Genomic DNA, 15,933 nt, shown 5'->3' on the forward strand with positions numbered 1-15,933 from the left:
ACCGCCCGTTGCCTGAACACGAATGTCGTGGATTGGGAGCGGCGCGTCGGAACCAGACAATGAATACGGGGGCCATTCATGGCAGTACGACCTTCCCGCGCGGCCGGGCTGATCGCCGGGTGCGCGGTACTCGTGGGAGTCGCCGCCGCACCGGCCGCGACCGCCCAGGACACCACCACGCCCGATACCCGCACCACGGTCGAGGGCTCCGTGCCCAGCTGGGCCACGCCCGCCGCCCGAGTCGGCCATGCCGACCCCGGCCAGCACCGCCACGTCCAGGTCGCGCTCTCCCTGCGCGATCCCGCCGGAGCCGAAGCTCTCGCGAAGGCCGTGTCGACACCGGGCTCGCCGAAGTTCGGCCAGCACCTCAGCAACGCCGAGTTCGTCGACCGCTTCGGCCCGACCCAACAGACCGTCGACCAGGTCATCCGCTGGCTGCGCGGCCAAGGCCTGCGCGTGACTGCCACAGCCGAGAACCGGCACTTCATCGAAGCCGACGCGACCGTTGCCGAGTTGCAGGCCGCCTTCCGCACCTCCCTGGCGACCTACCGCCACACCACGCGCGACGGCCGGACGCACGTCCTTGCCGCGCCGGAGTCCGCCGTGACCGTCCCGGCCGCCATCCGCGGCGCCGTCACCGCCGTGCTCGGCCTGGACGACTCGAGCAAGACCATCACCCCAGCCCAAGCCACCGCCACCCGCCCAGACGGCACCCGGCCCGGCGTCACCCCGGCGGCCGGCGACCCGAACAGCTGCGCCCGCTTCTGGGCCGAGACCAACAACGCGAACGTGCCGCAGAAGTACGCCGCCGGGCAGCAGAGCAACGCGCTCTGCGGCTACACCAGCCCGCAGCTGCGCGCGATCTACGGTCTGCCCAGCACGGCCACCGGCGCCGGGCAGACCGTCGGCATCGTCGGCGCCTACAACCTGTCCACCATCGTGGCCGACACCAACCGCGCCGCCGGGCAGTTCGGCGCCCCGGCCCTCACCAGCGGCCAGTACAGCGCCGTCCTCCCCGGCGCCTTCACCGATCAGGACCGGTGCGGGCCCGACTCGTGGGCCAGCGAACAGGCCCTCGACGTCCAGGCCATCCACGAAGTCGCCCCGGCCGCGAAGATCACTTACTACGCGGGCGCGTCCTGCCTCGACCTGTTCAACACCCTCAACAAGGCCGTCGCCGACGACAAGGTCAGCGTCATCAACAACTCCTGGCTCTACCCCGGCGAGAGCAGCGTCTCGCAGGCCGAACGCGACCAGCTGGGCGCCATCGCCGTCCAGGCCGCCATCCAGGGCCAAGCCCTGCTGTTCGCCTCCGGTGACTCCGGCGACAACTCCGCCCCGGCCGCCGCCGGGCGCGCCGAAGCCAGCTACCCGGCCTCGCACCCGTGGGTGACCGCCGTCGGCGGGACCTCGGTCGCGCTCGACGCCGGCAACCGCGTGAAGTTCCAGACCGGCTGGGAAAACAGCGGCAACACCCAGTCCGGCAACACGTGGACCCCGCAGTCCGACGCGGACGGCCGCTTCGCCGGCGGCGCCGGTGGCGGCGTCAGCAAGATCTACGACCAGCCCGACTACCAGACCGGCGTCGTCCCGGCCGCGATCGCCGGCGGCCACCGCGCCGTCCCGGACATCTCCGCCCTCGCCGACTCCTACACCGGACTCGCGATCGGCTTCACCACGCCGCAGGGCTACGCCGCCTACTCCAGCGGCGGGACGTCCCTGGCCGCGCCGATCCTCGTCGGCCTGGTCGCCAACGCCCAGCAGGCCCACGGCGGCGGCCGGCTCGGATTCCTCAACGCCGCGCTCTACGCCATGTCGTCGAAGCCGCAGATCACCGACGTGAAGCCGGTCAAGGCCGGGATCTGGTCGCCGTACATGGCCGGGTTCGGCCACGTCACCGTGCCCTCGGCGTCCGGCTCGTACCTGCTCGACCTCGACAGCAAGCCCCAGACGCTGCAGTCCGGAACCGGCTGGGACCCGGTTACCGGCATCGGCACCCCAGCCACGGGCTTCGTCGCCGCGCTCGGCCAGTAGCACCGCGGGGTGGCTGCCGACCCGGGGGCGGCAGCCACCCCACCTCATCACCTCGACCACCAAGAAGGAGGCCGCGCCGTGGCCGACGACACCGAGCACCAGGACCAGCCCGCCGCGGTCGACGTCACCGGCCCGGCCGCGCCCGCCCGCGGCCGCCACCGCCGTCCAGCTGCCGAGCCAACCCGCAGCCGCCGCGGTGCCCGCCGGGCCTTCGCCGCGCTCGCTGCGCTCGCCGTCCTCGGCACGCTCACCTGGGCTGGCTGCGGCAACAGCCGGTCCGACGCGGTGATGCAGCGTGGATCACTGACCCGGATTGGGGTCGACGTCGACGATGTCGCCGTGATCGCACCCGTGCCGGTCACCTCGCAGCAGTTGGCCCGACTGCCCCGCGCCGACACCTTCGGCACCGTGTCCGCAGCCGTGGCCGACCCTGCTCCGCACGACGCTCCCGGCGGCCGGCTCGTCCACCCGACCGCCGTAATCCCGGTTTACGCCGCTCCCGGCGGCCCGGCGATCGCCGCGCTGCCGCCCACCGAACTCGTCAGCGACACGTGGCTGCCCGTCGTTGCCGAGCAACCCGGCTGGGCCGAGGTCCTGCTGCCGTCCAGGCCGAACGACCGCGCCGGATGGCTCTACCTCGACGAAACCGTCACCACCGCCCACAGCGCCTACCGGCTCGAGGTCGACCGCGCCCGGTTCACCCTCGACCTATTCCGCGACGGAACGCCGGTCGGGCACTGGACGGTCGGAGTCGGCAAGCCCGGGTCGCCGACTCCGGCGACCCGCACGTTCATCCTCGCCTCCATCAAGGACGTCCACCCGACCTTCTCGCCGATCATCCTGCCGACCGGCGCCCACAGCGACACCTACTCCACCTACGGCGGCGGCCCCGGCACCGTGGGCCTGCACACCTGGCCCACCGCCGACGTCTACGGCCGCCCCAGCTCTGACGGCTGCATCCGGATCCCGCCGGACGCGCTGCAGGTGATCAGCACGCAGGTCCCGATCGGGTCCCCGGTGCTGATCCGGTGAACACCCATCCAGGCCCGGCCGGGCCACTTCAGGCAAGGGGGGACCACGTGGTCCGCACATCCAGAACCGTTCTCGCCGGTATCGGCGCCGGCGGCGTCCTCATCGCCAGCGCCACCGCGCTCGTGCTCACCGCCGGAGCGCCCGCGAACGCGGCCGCCACCACCTCGACCGCGTACGGCGTCTCGGCCGCCGGCGTCGACCCGGTCGGCGCGACACCGTCGGTGTCCAGCAGCGGCGAGGTCAAGTCCGCCTCCGGCGCAGCCGCGGGCAAAGCCGGGACGTTCTCGGCGAGCGGGATCACCGTGCGCGCCGGTGCCGGGATCGCCGAAGCGACCGTGGGCGCCCTGACCGTCGGCGGCAAGTCCATCGGCTCGGTCAGCGCGAAGTGCTCGAACGGCGAGACGACCTACAGCCACTCCGGCAGCGCACCCGCGGCCAGCAACCTCAAGGTCAGCTTCGGCGGCGGCGCGGGCGCGACGGTCCAGATCATCGGCGCGGGCGGCAAGGCGGTCGAGACGATCACCGTCGCCGTCGTCAAGTGCGGCACCGGCACCCCGCCGCCGACCAGCCAGCCGCCGACCAGCCAGCCCACCGAGCAGCCACCGACAGGCCAGCCCACGGCGCCGCCCGGCGGCAAGCCGACTCACCAGCCCAGCGGCAAGCCCACCACGCAGCCGCCCACCGGCACGCACCGACCGGGCCGGACGCCGGACAAGCCGGCGCCGCCGCCGGTCCCGCGCGACGGTCACCACCCGGTGACCGGCTGAGCGACCCGACCCACGTCGCTCAGTACCCCCACGGCCCGGCGGCCCGCTCCACCTTCCCCGGGAGCGGGCCGCCCGGCCCAACCTCAAGGAGAAACACGTGATCAGCAAGTCCCTCGCCCGCACCCTCGTCGTCGGCGGCCTCGCCACCGCCGCCGCCCTCGGCACCGTCGGCGTCGCCGCGGCCGCCGCCCCGGGCTCCTACTCGCACGGCATCACCACCGCGCCGAACGGGCAGATCGGTACCGCGGCCGTCAGCCCGGACACCCGCGAAGGCGGCGTGCAGCCCAACGGCACCCGCGTGTACGCCGTCCCCGCGAACCGCGAGCTCGGCGTCAACCCGGACAACCGCGAACTCACCGTGCAGCCGAACGGCGTCCGCATCTGGTGACGACCACCCGCCTCCGCGTAGCCGGTGATCCAGCCTGCATCACCCAGCACCGGCGACCGGAGGCACCCGAGTGTGGGCGGGGCGGCGCCCCACACCCGGAAACCACTACCGCAGAAAGGTTCCCGTGCCAGCGCCACCGCCCACGCCACGGCCGACGAAACTGCTCAGCCGCGGCAACCGCCGACTCGCCGACGCCGGCGTCTACACCTGGACGCTCCCTGCTCTCTCGGCCCGGCTCAACGGCGTCACCGTCCGCACCTGCCCGTCAGCGGGCATCTGCGCGCACGTCTGCTACGCGCTGGCCGGAACCTACCGCTTCGCCAACGTCCGCCGCCGCCACCTTGCCAACCTCGCCTACGTCATCGAGGACCTACTCGGATGGGAGCACGCGATGAAGACCGAACTCACCGCCGCGCGCTTCACCGGCGCCTGGGTCCGCATCCACGACGCCGGCGACTTCTTCTCCGACGCCTACACCCGCGCGTGGCTACGCATCATGCACGCCACCCCGCACACCAAGTTCTACTGCTACACCAAGGAAATACGCAGGTTCCGGCATCTCGTCGAGCCGGAGCCGCCAGAAAACTTCCTCTTCGTCTACAGCTTCGGCGGCCGCGACGACCAACTGCTCGACGACCGGCGCGACCGCGTCGCCGACGTCTTCCCGACCCGCGCGGCCATCGAAGCCGCCGGCTGGCACTCCCAAGAGGACTCCGACCTGCTCGCCGTCCTCGGCCCCGCACCCGTCGGCATCCCCGCCAACAGAATCGCGCACTTCCTGACCCGCTTGGACGGTCGCACCTTCCGGCAGTGGCAGGCCGAAGACGACGCCCGCCGCGGCCGCGGCCCCTGCAGCGAGCGCGTCGACGACGCGCTGCGACGTCATCCGCGCCGCGGGCCCGCCGGACTGATGCGCGCTGCATCGCACCGGCCCGCAGAGGACCTGCGCACCGACGTTGACGCCTCGCCCGTCCGGGAGGTCCCGTGACGTCGCTGCACCTCGTCCCGGTGCCGTTCGCGTACGCGGCCGGGTTCGTCGACACCTGGCACCGCACGCACAAACGACCCCCGGGCTGCAAATTCTGCGTCGGCGTCGCCGACCACGACGGCGTCCTGCGCGGCGTCGCCATCGTCGGCCGACCCGTCTCCCGGATGCTCGACAACGGCGCCACGCTCGAGGTCACCCGCACGACCACCGACGGCACCCGCAACGCCAACTCGATGCTCTACGGCGCCGTCACCCGCGCCACCTTCGCCCTCGGCTACACCCGGCTGATCACCTACACCCAACGACCCGAGACCGGCGCGTCGCTACGCGCCGCCGGCTGGCGCGTCATCGCCGAGCGCCCAGCGCGGCCCGGGTGGACCAGACCCAGCCGCCCCCGCGCCGTCCTCGGCACCGAAGCCATCCCCCGCACGCTCTGGGAGGCCACGTGACATCCCCACTCGGCGGCGCCCCGCCGTTCCGAGGCCGCCCAGCGGATGCGGACCGCCGCAGTCCGCACCCCCAGCCCGCCGTCCGGCGTCGCCCGCTTCGACCGGCCCGCCCACGGCGACCCCGGCCCCGCACCACGGGGCAAGCCGACGACCAGGAAGGAGGCCAGCACCACCGGCGGCCGCCGGGCTCCACGACCGTGGCGCGCGACCGCCCCGTAACCCCCCAACGGGAGCGCAGCCGCCGGACCCCGGCCGCACGTCGCCCACCCACGGCCACCCAGGAGCCCGGCCGCCACCGGCCAACCGGACAGACCACGACCAGGAGCACCATGGACCACCACCAGCGGCCCCGACAGCACGCCGTCACCCGGTGACGCCGTGCTCGCCCCGCCGATGCCGGTGATCCTGCGCGGCGACGCCCGCGCTCTCCCGCTGCAGGACGCCTCCGTCGACCTCGTGGTCACCTCCCCGCCCTACTACGCCCTCCGGTCCTACCAGGACGGCGGCCACCACTACGCCGGCCAGCTCGGCGACGAGCCGAGCCCCCGCGAATTCCTCGCAGCTCGGCGCCCGCACTCGCCGCGCCGCGCGGTGCCGTCCTCGCCCGTCGACCGGGCCGGGCGCGAACGACCACGAGAGGACGCCGATGACCGACCATCCCCCGCCGGAGCCCCGACGGACCTACCTCGACGACCCCGAGCTGGCACTGGTGCTCGAACCAGGACACGAGCACGCCGACGCTGCAGCGGTTCTCGCCGAGCTGCTGGACCGCGCCCCCAGCGCCGAGGAAGCCGCGTTGCTGATCCGGGGCGCGGTGATGCTGCGCGCCGCGGGCGCCGGGACCGCCGCGGCGTGCCTGAGCACGTCGATGACCTGGCTCTACGGCTGAACCCGCAAGTCCCGCGACCCACGTACGCCACCACCACAGGAGCAGCCGTGCCTGACCTTCATCCGGCAGACGACCAGCCCGCGGTGATCGCGGCGGCTGCGACGGCCACCTCCGCCGAGGTGATGCAGGTTGGATCACCGCGTCCCCGCCGCCGCGCGTCGAAACTCGCGCTCCTGCTCGCGTACGTCGCCAGCATCGTCATCGGCAACCTCGCCACCAGCTACCTCGGTCTCGCCCCGGCAGGCTTCGGCCTCATGGTCACCGCGGGCACCTACGCCAGCGGCCTGGCCCTCAGCTTCCGCGATCACCTCCAGGACGCCGCCGGCGTCCGCTGGGTCGTCGCCGGGATCGCCGCAGGCATCGCCGTTTCCGCGATCGGCGGAGACCTCCGCATCGCGCTCGCCTCCGCAGCCGCGTTCGCGGTGGGAGAAGCCGCCGACCTGGTCGTCTACACCCCGCTGCGGCGGCGCCGCGGGTTCCGGCCCGCGCTCATCGCCTCCAACACCGCCGGCGGGATCGTCGACACCTGCCTGTTCCTGGTCATCGCGGGATTCCCGCTCTCCACCGACGTCGTCGCCGGGCAGCTGCTGGTGAAAGCCGTGTGGACCACCGGGCTCTACCTCCTCGTCCAAGAAGCGGCGAGACGTGCTCTACCTCGCAAACGCCAGCTCACCGAAGGTGCGTGACGCCATGCGCGCCGGTGATCTCGGCCAGATGTGCACCCCCGCCGAGGGCCGTGCACCGCTGCCCGGTGTCGAGTGGGGCGCCGATACCGGCTGCTACTCGACCACGGGCTACCCCGGCGACGAGAAGTGGATCGCGTGGCTGGAGAAGCTGATCCCCTGGCAGGCCCACTGCCTGTTCGCAGCCGCGCCGGACCGGTTCAACCCCGCGCTCGGCGACGACATGGGCCTGGCCTCGCTCGAGCGATCCCGTCCGTGGCTGCCGATCATCCGGGATCTCGGATACCCGGCCGCGCTGGTCGCGCAGGACGGTCTCACCGTCGGTGATGTGCCGTGGGAAGAGATCGACGCGCTGTTCGTCGGCGGCACCACCGAGTGGAAGTTGTCCCGATCCGCGCAGCGCCTGGAGGTCGCCGCGAAGGAGCGGGGCAAGCACCTCCACGTCGGCCGAGTGAACAGCGCCCGCCGCTGGCAGATCACCGAACTGTTCGGCTGCGACACCGCCGACGGAACGTTCCTCGCCTACGGGCCCGACCAGAACCTGACCCGCCAGGCCCGCTGGCCTGTGCCCAACCTGTTCGGAGACCAGGCATGACCGAACCGACACTCCTCGCAGCTGCGCCCGGCGACAGCGGCGCCCGCGAAATCCGTCCCGGCGCCGCGGCCGCCGACGCTGGATCGCAGCCGCAGAAGCTCACCGCCGACCTCGACCGGCTCGCCCGCATGATCCGCACCGCGCCGCGGTTCCTCGACGCCGTCCGCTGGTGGGCTGGCTTCCCCCTGCGCGGCGAGCTGCTCGAACCCGCCGTCACCCACGAGCTCAGCGAGGCCTCGGCGATCCTGCTTGACCTGCCACCCGGCACGCGCGTGCTCCGGCGCGAACTCCGGCTCCTCGGCGCCATGAGCGGGCCGCCCTTCACCGTCGCCACCGTGTCCGAATACGTCCACGAAGCTCTGCTCGGCGCCGACCTCGGCGCTCGCCGGGCCCTGCGTGAAGGCGGCCAGCCCGTCGACGACGTCCTCGACGGTCTCCACCGCGCCGCCTACCTGCTTACCCGCCCGGCCGCCGGCCGCGAGCGCCAGAAGGCTGACCTGCCCGCGCTCTTCTCGCATGCCGTGCTCAGCGGAGCCGGGCGCCCCGTGGCGCTCACCACCGAAGCCGTGTACCGGCAGCTGGTCGCTCATCGCGCGCCCGACACCATCCCGCACTACGCCGCACGCATCCCCCGGGCCGCCCGGATCACGCCATGAAACCACCACCTCCTCCCCGCCGTGGCGGGGCCTCACTCTCCCTCGCGGCGCGGCGATCTGAACCTCGCCAGCCGCACTTTCCCTGTCGTGAAAGGAAAACCATGTCGACCGAGCTGCATATTCAGACTCTGGACATCCCTCAGTTCGCCTTCGGTGCCCAGCAGCAGAAGCTCGCGCCGCTGGTGCACAACGGCGTCATCAACCCCCGGGGGCTCACGTGCGGACTCGTCCGGATGGAAGGCGCCCACCACGCGGTCGCGCACATCCACCGACGCTCGCCGATCTTGGTTTACGTCCACGAAGGGATGATCGCGTCCCTCGTCGGCGAAGAGCTGAAGCCGTTGCTACACGCACCCGGCTCGGTGATCTGGATCGACGCACGCGTTCCGCACCTCGGGCTCAACCTCGATGCCGTCACTCCGGCTGCACTCCTGGAGGCCCGTACCGACCCGTTCTTCAACCGCGACGTCAAGCGTCGACCGGAACTCGACGCGCTGGTCGCCGACCGCGTCGCCGACCTGCAGCGCCGCTACGCCGCCGGTGAACTCAACGACCAGCTGACCAAACCGAGCGTCCACATCGTCTCTTGCGGCCGCCGGGACCGGCTCGGCCGCTTCCTCGCTGCCGGTCGCCGGGGAACACTCCGGCGCGTCGACCTCCCGACCCAGGTGGCGGCATGACCCGGCCAGCGTGCTGGCCACCCTGGGAACGGCTCGCGCTGTTGGGCACCGGCACCCTGACGATGGGCGTCGGCATCGCCCTGCTCGTCGCCAGCCGGCTGGGCATGGTCCCGATGGACACGGTCCACTTGGCCGTCGCACGCGCGTCCGGCTGGACGTTCGGCGTCGGCATCCTCGTCTGCCAGGCGATCTTGCTGGCCAGCTTTCTCCCGCTGAAGCTGCGACCCGGCGTCGGCACCTTCGTCGGCCTCGTGATTCCCGCACTCACCGCCGACACCGTCCTGGCCGTCCTGCCGCCACTGACCAACATCATCGTGCGCCTCGCCGTGTTCGCCGCAGGCGGCGGCCTGTTCTGCACAGGCGTAGCGCTCTACCTGGTCGCCTCCCTCGGCCCGCTCCCCCGCGACGGACTCATGCTCGTGCTCGCCGGTGACCGAGGCGCGACCGGAAAAAACGGACGCAGACTCGCACTGGCACGCATCGGCATCGACAGCGTGTTCGTCGCGACCGCCACCCTGATCCTCGGCCCGGCCGAAGCAGTCCACACAGGAGCAGTCGGCGCTGGCACCGTCGTGCTGGCCCTGATCAGCGGCCCGCTGATCGCCCGGCTGTTGCGCCGTGTCCGGCGGATTCCCGCGCTCTCGCCCTCGACGTCGGGAGAGCACCCAGTCCAAGCACGGCACGCCGCTGCGGAGTCCTCATGAACGCCCGCCTGTCCCTCGGCCGCGCCGCGGCCCCGGCTGATGCAGGCTGCATCGACAGCCGTATTCGCGTCCTCCTGCGGCCGGGTATGGCGACCGCTCTCGCGGCGAAATTCCTGGCTGTCAAAGCGGTATCTGCACCAGAGGAGTATTTGACAAGAAGCGCAGATTGTGCTATTCGCGCAATTCTATTCACGGCCCAGGGCGCCGGAGTCGAGCGCGCCGCGCCTCGCCGTGCCGACACCGCCTCGCGGTTCGCGATGATGGCCGCATTGTGGACTGCTCTGCGCCACCGGTTCGCTGACGTTGCCCGCGATCCCGCCGATCCCGCCCGGACGCTTGACCCGACGGCCGTCTACATCGGAACGCCGCGACCAGGCCGGATGCTCCTCCCGATCACGTGCGCCGTGGTCGCGGACGGCGTGCTCATACCTGGGGATTTTTTCCGGAAAAAAACCCCGGAAGATCAGCGTGTCGAGACCTCGAGCGGACGAGGCGTCCGATACAACTACGACATGGGTCGACCACGCCTCACTCAACCTCGCACCGAGAAGGTCGAAGCCTTCGTTCCGGACGGCAAGAAAGTGAAGTTCAGGCGTGCCTGCACGGCCTACGGCACGACCATGACCGATGAGATCAACAAGTTCATCGACGAGTGGCTCGCCGACCACCCGGTCGAAGACCGGCCGATGCAGGAAGAGTTGCCCCTCAACGACCTTCAGAAAGCGAGCTGAACAAGGCACAGGACGTGCCAAAACTGAATACGTAGAAGGGGTGCCCGGAAAACCCGGATAACCCGAGGGCCCGCCACAGGAGCGGGCGGGCCCTCGGAAGTCTGGGGAGACCCAGCCGCCAAGCAACGTCTCCCGCGCGCCCCACCGACTACCCGTCACAGGAGGACCAGCGGTGGAACGCTGCCCCCAGGGTAGCGCACACCCTCGTTCAGACCGCACGTCTGACGAAAAACATGCCCGCGTGTCGCAAGGCACGGGAGCACCACCCGGCGCGAGTGCGCCCACCGCCGGGTACTTGCAGGCGCTTGACCAGGCAATTTTCGATGCGCCCTACATCGTCATCGACCGCGACAACAACAAGGTCGTGACGGCCACCACCGCCGACGCCGCGCGTGTCGCACTGCATCAGCACGCCGCCGCCGTCTCCATCGTCGGCACCGCCCGTGCCGGCATCGAAGTCGTCGACGTCGACGCGGCCGATACCGGCGCGCCCGCAGAGGCGGGCACCGCCGCGTCCGAGGACCTGCGTGACTGGCTCACCGGCTACGGCCTGCCCTACCTGCGCCGAGCCTCCGGCCGCCCCGGCGGCCACCACCTCATCGCACGCGTCCCCGCCGAGCTGCTCGACGCATTCGCCGCCTACGTCGCCGACGTCGCCGTGCACCACGGCGTCGCCGCCACGCTGCGCGTCCCCCGAACCCTCCGCCTGCTCACCGCCGAGCACCGCCACGGGAACCCGGCTCCGGTGCTCGACGGCACCATGACCCCCGCGGACGCCCCCGCGGCGTCGACAAGCCCAGCCAGAGCCCCCAAACGCCCCGCTTGCCGCCCGGCACCCGGTCCGAGCGGTACAGGCCAGCAGACAGCATCCGAGCGCGAGTACGGCCGGACCTGTGCGGCAATCCGGCGCGGCCTCAACTTCACCCAGACCTGGGCGATCCTCGGCGACTGCCAGGTTGTCGAACGCGGCCAGGCCGACTTCCGCAAGTACATGTGGTTCCCCGCCGTCACCGAGATCGCCGCCGAACGCGGACTCGACGAAGACGCCGCATGGGACCTCGCCCGCGAAGCCAGCGCCGCGCGCGCGCGTGCCCTCGGCCGCCGGGCATGGCGGGATCGCTACTGGCTACCCGCCGTCGAGCGCGCCGCCGACCCGGCACAGCGCCGCGTCCGCCGACTCACCGACCGCCCCGACGAGCCCACGCAGCCCGACACCGTCGATCCCGCCCAGCGGGCCGCCGCAATCGAGCGCACCCGCACCGCGATGCACGACGCAGCAGCCGACCTCATCGCCAGCTTCCGCCCCCAGCGGCAGAAGAGCATCCGTGCCGTCATCGACGCCCTCGCCGTCGCCCTGGTCAGCCGGGACGGCAGCATCGACGTCCGCACGCTGGCCGAGCAGGCCTGTGTGTCCAAAGGGGTCACCGTCCAGGTCAAAGCCGACCTCACCGAACACGGCATCATCGCCGTCGCCGAGAAGTACGGCGGCGGAGCCGACGACTGCCACCGATACGTCCTCGGCCCCCGGGCTGACCAGGCACTTCCGCAAAACGAGACCACTAGGTGGTACACCCCCACTCCCCGCACCTACGGCCACGCCAATCCCGAACGGATGCGCCTGCACCACGTCCGGGAACGCACCCGCTGGAAACTCCGCTGCACCCTCGAAGAAGCCACCCGCCAGACAGGAGAACGCTGGTCAACCAGCCAGCACCCGGCAGCGAAGACAGCTCGCAGCCTCTGGGCCCAGCGCGCCCGCTGGGATGCTCTCCCCGACGACGTCCAGGAGCAGAAACGTAAGCAGCGCAGGGCATTCCTCGGAAAACTCGACCCAGGCGAACGTTCGCGCTGGTTCGACTGGCTGAACAAACGCGACAGCATCGCCCAGGCCGCCGCCCGCGCACGAACTGGTCAAGACCACCCGGCCGACGTCGCGCTGCTCACCTCGGCTCCCATGACTGTCCACTTGGGAATGCGAGAACGAACATGGCTCGACGGCCCAACCGCGGGCAGAGCTGGCCCGAGCCAACTACTCCTGTTCAACCGAGCGGCGTGATGCAGGCTGCATCACGCCGCCCCAGCCACCGCCCGATCGGTCATCGCCGCTTCAAGCAGCGTCCCGACGCCGAACGGAACCTCCTCCCCCGACGCGTGGACGTAGCGCTGCGTCGTCCGAGCCGACACATGGCCGAGCAGCAGCCGAATCTGCTCCAGATCGGCACCGGACATCTGCGCGATCTTCGCGGCCGTGTGGCGGGTTGCGTGCGGCGTCATCATTTCGACCAGCTCACGCGGCAGCTCCGCCAGCTCCGCCGCCCGCCGCAGGACACGCCACACCTCGGTCCGCGTGATCGGACGCCCAGTCCGCGTCATCAGCAACGGGACCCGGGCACGGACGCCGGCGTGTCCGCGCCGAGCGACCACCTTGAGATCCGGTCGGCTGTCCAGATACGCCACCAAACGCTCTTCCGCCAGATCCGGAACGCCGACCGAGCGATACCGGCCGCCTTTGCCCAGGACCCGCAGCTTGCGCCGCCCCTGGTCGTACGTCTGATCCTGAACAGCCAGGGCGCAGCACTCACCAACCCGCACCGCGGTAGTCAGCATCAGCGCCACGGTCGCCGAGTTCCGCAACCGCATCGGGCCCGGCAGCACATCGGCCGCCTCGATCATTCCCGCGGCCTGAACGGGCGTCAACGCGATCGTGTTCGACTGCTCCGGCAGATAAATCCCTTGTGCCGCAGCAGAAACACTTGCGGCCGGAGAAACCGTCAACACGTCGGCGAACAGCTTCGTCCTCAGCAGATACCGGTACCACGCACGCATCGCCGCCAGGGCACGCGCTCGCGTGCTCGCGCTGTAACCAGCGTCGTCGAGCGCCCGCAACCATCGAATGACTTCGATCTCCGGCACGGTGAACGGATCCAGGCCCCGGGCGGAAAGCCAGGCCCACCAAGTCAAACCGCCGAGAAGAGGCGAACGCGGCCGGCCGCGGCCGGGAAACGTCACTGGCACCCGGTAGCCGAGGTCCCGGCCGTACGCGCGCGCCGTACAGGCCGACTTCATCCGCTCGAGCCACTCCTTGGTTGTCGTCTCCAACAACTCGCCGTACTCGTCCCACCAACCCGCTCGGCTCGCGCCGGCGTCGCCGAGCACGAGCGCACCCGTCGCATCCACCATCCGAACCGCCGCCCTCGGTCCGAGCGATGCAGCCTGCATCGCCCCGTGATCAGTCCTGCAGGTCTACCACGGGGCACCGACAGTTCCTGAGTGGACACCGTTCGGCGTCGCCGTCGGCGCGGCGCTTCGCGTTCAGATTCTGATGTGGCGATAAAAGACATTATCGAAACATCGGGGCGGGTGTCGGCGCGTATCGAGCAGCAGGGGATCACACGGACCCGTTTTGTCACGGTGACGTAAATATCGGCCGACGCGGGTCCGCGACCCGAAAGTCTGTTGATGCAGCCTGGATCGCGGGCAACTCCCCCGCAGGCCGAATCCCCGACCTCCGCCGCCAGCAACTGCGGCCGGCCCCTCCGGCCCCAGGCCAATCTCCTCGGCGGGGGCCCGCCGACCCGCCGGGCCCCCGCCGAGCGCCCCGCCGACCCGCCGGGCCCCCGCCGAGCGCCCCGCCGACCCGCCGGGCCCCCGCCGAGCGCCCCGCCGTCCCCGCGCGGGGGGTCCCCGCGCGGACGTGCGCGCCTGATTTCCGGTCCCGGGCAGCCCACGGGCGAAGGGTTGACCGATTACATTTCATATCGTTGCGATTATATGAAATGTAATGCTATGCGATGCTATGTAACGCAATGGTTTATGGTACGCTCGGCGACATGAGCGAACAGCCCGTGAGCAGCGACGACAGTGAAGAGACCGGAGCGGGCACCGCCGCGGCCGGGACGTGTCCGTTTCCGACCGGTCCGGCCGACGATCCGACGCTGACGCTCTGCGGGCGGCCGTCGAAGCCCCGGAAGCCGGGCAAGCCGGGCGCGAGCCCGGTCTTCTGCGACAACCCGGACCACACGAGCCTCAAGGCGCACCGTCGGGTCAAGAAGGCGCACAAGGCCGGCGACGCCGCAGTCATCGCACCTGAAGTTCTCCTGCTGGACCCGAACCGGGCAGTCACCGACAGCGCGACCGCGATGCCCGTGATCCGGACCCGCTGGACCGAGCTCCTCGACGAGCGCCAGGCGTACCTCGATCGCAGCAACGATCAGCTCGCCCAGATCCTCGATCAGGCCGCCGAGCTCGGCGAGATCATGGACGACCCGGAGAGGGCGACCAGCGAAATCAGGCACATCCGCGCCCAGGCTGACGCCGCCGTCAGCACGGCCAACACCCGAGCCGACAAGGCTGAACGGGACGCCGAAAAGGCCCGAAAGGAGGCAGCCACCGCCCGCGAAGTCCGTGACGAAGCGGTGACCGAGCTCGAAACGCTTGAGCAGGAGACCGCGCGACAGCTCGCCGAGGCCCAAGCGCAGGTCGAAGCTGCACAGCGCGAAGCACGCCAACAGATTGAGGCAGCGCAGCAGGAGGCGTCCCAGCGCATCACGGCGGCCGAGGAGGAAGCAGCCAGCCGGATCACGGCCGCCGAAAACGATGCCGTCGCGTTCAAACAGCAGGTGGAGCAACAGCGCGACGAAACGCTGCAGGCACGCCAGGAAGAGCATGACCGCCTCGTCGACCAGATCCGGAAGGACGCAGCCGACCAGATCGCGTCGGCCAAGCGCGACGCCGAAAGCCAGATCACGGCCGCGAAAGCTGAGGCCCGCCAGGCCGTCGAGGCTGCCCAAGCAGACGCCGCCACCGCCCGCAGGAACGCGGCTGCGGCAGCCAAGGACCTCGCCCTGGTCCGCGAAGGGGCCGTCAAGGACGCCGCCGCAGCGGAGGCCGCGACGGGCGAATCTGCACGACTGCGAGACGAACTGGCCGGCCTGAACACCCGGTTCGACGACGCAGAGCAGCGCCACGAACGCGAGATCACCAGCGCACGCGCAGACGCCGAAAAAGCGCGGGCCAAGGTCGATACCTTGCAGGAACGAATGGACGCCCTGGTCGAGCGGCACGAGCAAGAGCGCCAGCGTGTCGCCGCCGAGCTTCAAGAGCAGCGCACGCAGGACCGCCGGCAGTGGGAGATCGCGCAGGAGGCCGTGAAGCAGGCTCACCGTGCCGAGGTCGACGCGCTGACTGCGCGGATCCGCGACCTCGAGGCAGCTGCGGTCGGCGCTCAACAGGCAGGCACGACCGGCAAGAGCACCGACGATCGCCGAGGGAAGTAACAAACGATCTGGACGAACTCGTCCGGGCCGCGGCCGCGCGTGCGCAGGGACTGGAGGCCGC

The 15,933-nt window shown here is 71.2% G+C and carries 16 protein-coding genes; 15 read left to right on the plus strand and 1 reads right to left on the minus strand.

The features are described from left to right. The first annotated feature begins 78 nt into the window (after positions 1–78). The 14 genes from H5965_RS45175 to H5965_RS45240 all read left to right on the plus strand — a co-directional run bounded on the left by H5965_RS45175 (position 79) and on the right by H5965_RS45240 (position 12,652). Positions 79–2,034, plus strand: coding sequence for a S53 family peptidase (locus tag H5965_RS45175; protein WP_310977483.1), 1,956 nt, complete (start codon positions 79–81; stop codon positions 2,032–2,034). Positions 2,035–2,112: 78 nt separating this feature from the next. Continuing rightward, positions 2,113–3,066 (plus strand): L,D-transpeptidase, encoded by a 954-nt coding sequence (locus H5965_RS45180; protein WP_310977484.1) that lies wholly within the window; start codon positions 2,113–2,115, stop codon positions 3,064–3,066. A 47-nt stretch (positions 3,067–3,113) separates the two neighbouring features. Continuing rightward, complete coding sequence (locus H5965_RS45185) at positions 3,114–3,833, plus strand: hypothetical protein (RefSeq protein ID WP_310977485.1); 720 nt, start codon at positions 3,114–3,116, stop codon at positions 3,831–3,833. A 97-nt stretch (positions 3,834–3,930) separates the two neighbouring features. Continuing rightward, positions 3,931–4,221, plus strand: coding sequence for a hypothetical protein (locus tag H5965_RS45190; RefSeq protein WP_310977486.1), 291 nt, complete (start codon positions 3,931–3,933; stop codon positions 4,219–4,221). 124 nt (positions 4,222–4,345) lie between these two features. Further along, positions 4,346–5,209, plus strand: a complete 864-nt coding sequence (locus tag H5965_RS45195; RefSeq protein WP_310977487.1) for a GP88 family protein — start codon at positions 4,346–4,348, stop codon at positions 5,207–5,209. Then, positions 5,206–5,658 (plus strand): XF1762 family protein, encoded by a 453-nt coding sequence (locus H5965_RS45200; protein ID WP_310977488.1) that lies wholly within the window; start codon positions 5,206–5,208, stop codon positions 5,656–5,658. Before H5965_RS45195 ends, H5965_RS45200 begins: the two co-directional genes overlap by 4 nt. 646 nt (positions 5,659–6,304) lie before the next feature. After that, a complete protein-coding gene (locus tag H5965_RS45205) occupies positions 6,305–6,547 on the plus strand; it encodes a hypothetical protein (protein WP_310977489.1) in 243 nt (80 codons plus the stop codon). Between the two features lie 47 nt (positions 6,548–6,594). Continuing rightward, a complete protein-coding gene (locus H5965_RS45210; RefSeq protein WP_310977490.1) occupies positions 6,595–7,233 on the plus strand; it encodes a VUT family protein in 639 nt (212 codons plus the stop codon). Between the two features lie 4 nt (positions 7,234–7,237). Next, positions 7,238–7,825, plus strand: a complete 588-nt coding sequence (locus tag H5965_RS45215) for a hypothetical protein (protein WP_310977491.1) — start codon at positions 7,238–7,240, stop codon at positions 7,823–7,825. Further along, the gene (locus H5965_RS45220) at positions 7,822–8,481 is read left to right on the plus strand and encodes a hypothetical protein (RefSeq protein WP_310977492.1); all 660 of its coding nucleotides are present in this window, start codon (positions 7,822–7,824) and stop codon (positions 8,479–8,481) included. The genes H5965_RS45215 and H5965_RS45220 overlap by 4 nt, the downstream gene beginning before the upstream one ends. Before the next feature lie 101 nt (positions 8,482–8,582). Further along, on the plus strand, positions 8,583–9,161 hold the full coding sequence (locus H5965_RS45225; RefSeq protein WP_310977493.1) for a hypothetical protein: 579 nt from the start codon (positions 8,583–8,585) through the stop codon (positions 9,159–9,161). Further along, a complete protein-coding gene (locus H5965_RS45230) occupies positions 9,158–9,865 on the plus strand; it encodes a hypothetical protein (protein WP_310977494.1) in 708 nt (235 codons plus the stop codon). The genes H5965_RS45225 and H5965_RS45230 overlap by 4 nt, the downstream gene beginning before the upstream one ends. Beyond that, the gene (locus H5965_RS45235; RefSeq protein ID WP_310977495.1) at positions 9,862–10,596 is read left to right on the plus strand and encodes a plasmid partition protein ParG; all 735 of its coding nucleotides are present in this window, start codon (positions 9,862–9,864) and stop codon (positions 10,594–10,596) included. Before H5965_RS45230 ends, H5965_RS45235 begins: the two co-directional genes overlap by 4 nt. A gap of 295 nt (positions 10,597–10,891) precedes the next feature. Further along, positions 10,892–12,652: a hypothetical protein gene (locus tag H5965_RS45240; RefSeq protein ID WP_310977496.1), complete on the plus strand. Its 1,761-nt coding sequence runs from the start codon at positions 10,892–10,894 to the stop codon at positions 12,650–12,652. Positions 12,653–12,663: 11 nt separating this feature from the next. On the opposite strand, the gene H5965_RS45245 is transcribed toward H5965_RS45240, so the two are convergent. Further along, entirely contained in the window at positions 12,664–13,776 is a 1,113-nt protein-coding gene (locus tag H5965_RS45245; RefSeq protein ID WP_310977497.1) for a tyrosine-type recombinase/integrase, read from the minus strand. Between the two features lie 650 nt (positions 13,777–14,426). On the opposite strand from H5965_RS45245, the gene H5965_RS45250 reads away from it, so the two are divergent. After that, positions 14,427–15,872 (plus strand): hypothetical protein, encoded by a 1,446-nt coding sequence (locus tag H5965_RS45250; protein ID WP_310977498.1) that lies wholly within the window; start codon positions 14,427–14,429, stop codon positions 15,870–15,872. Positions 15,873–15,933: the final 61 nt, after the last annotated feature.

This window comes from Amycolatopsis sp. 505, assembly GCF_031625235.1.
In the GTDB taxonomy this organism is placed as follows: domain Bacteria; phylum Actinomycetota; class Actinomycetes; order Mycobacteriales; family Pseudonocardiaceae; genus Amycolatopsis.

Coding starts and splice junctions, on each gene's coding strand:
- H5965_RS45225 (WP_310977493.1), top strand. CDS start 8,583: ATGTCGACCGAGCTGCATATTCAGACTCTGGACATCCCTCAGTTCGCC.
- H5965_RS45230 (WP_310977494.1), top strand. CDS start 9,158: ATGACCCGGCCAGCGTGCTGGCCACCCTGGGAACGGCTCGCGCTGTTG.
- H5965_RS45215 (WP_310977491.1), top strand. CDS start 7,238: ATGCGCGCCGGTGATCTCGGCCAGATGTGCACCCCCGCCGAGGGCCGT.
- H5965_RS45250 (WP_310977498.1), top strand. CDS start 14,427: ATGAGCGAACAGCCCGTGAGCAGCGACGACAGTGAAGAGACCGGAGCG.
- H5965_RS45220 (WP_310977492.1), top strand. CDS start 7,822: ATGACCGAACCGACACTCCTCGCAGCTGCGCCCGGCGACAGCGGCGCC.
- H5965_RS45245 (WP_310977497.1), bottom strand. CDS start 13,776: ATGGTGGATGCGACGGGTGCGCTCGTGCTCGGCGACGCCGGCGCGAGC.
- H5965_RS45175 (WP_310977483.1), top strand. CDS start 79: ATGGCAGTACGACCTTCCCGCGCGGCCGGGCTGATCGCCGGGTGCGCG.
- H5965_RS45235 (WP_310977495.1), top strand. CDS start 9,862: ATGAACGCCCGCCTGTCCCTCGGCCGCGCCGCGGCCCCGGCTGATGCA.
- H5965_RS45205 (WP_310977489.1), top strand. CDS start 6,305: ATGACCGACCATCCCCCGCCGGAGCCCCGACGGACCTACCTCGACGAC.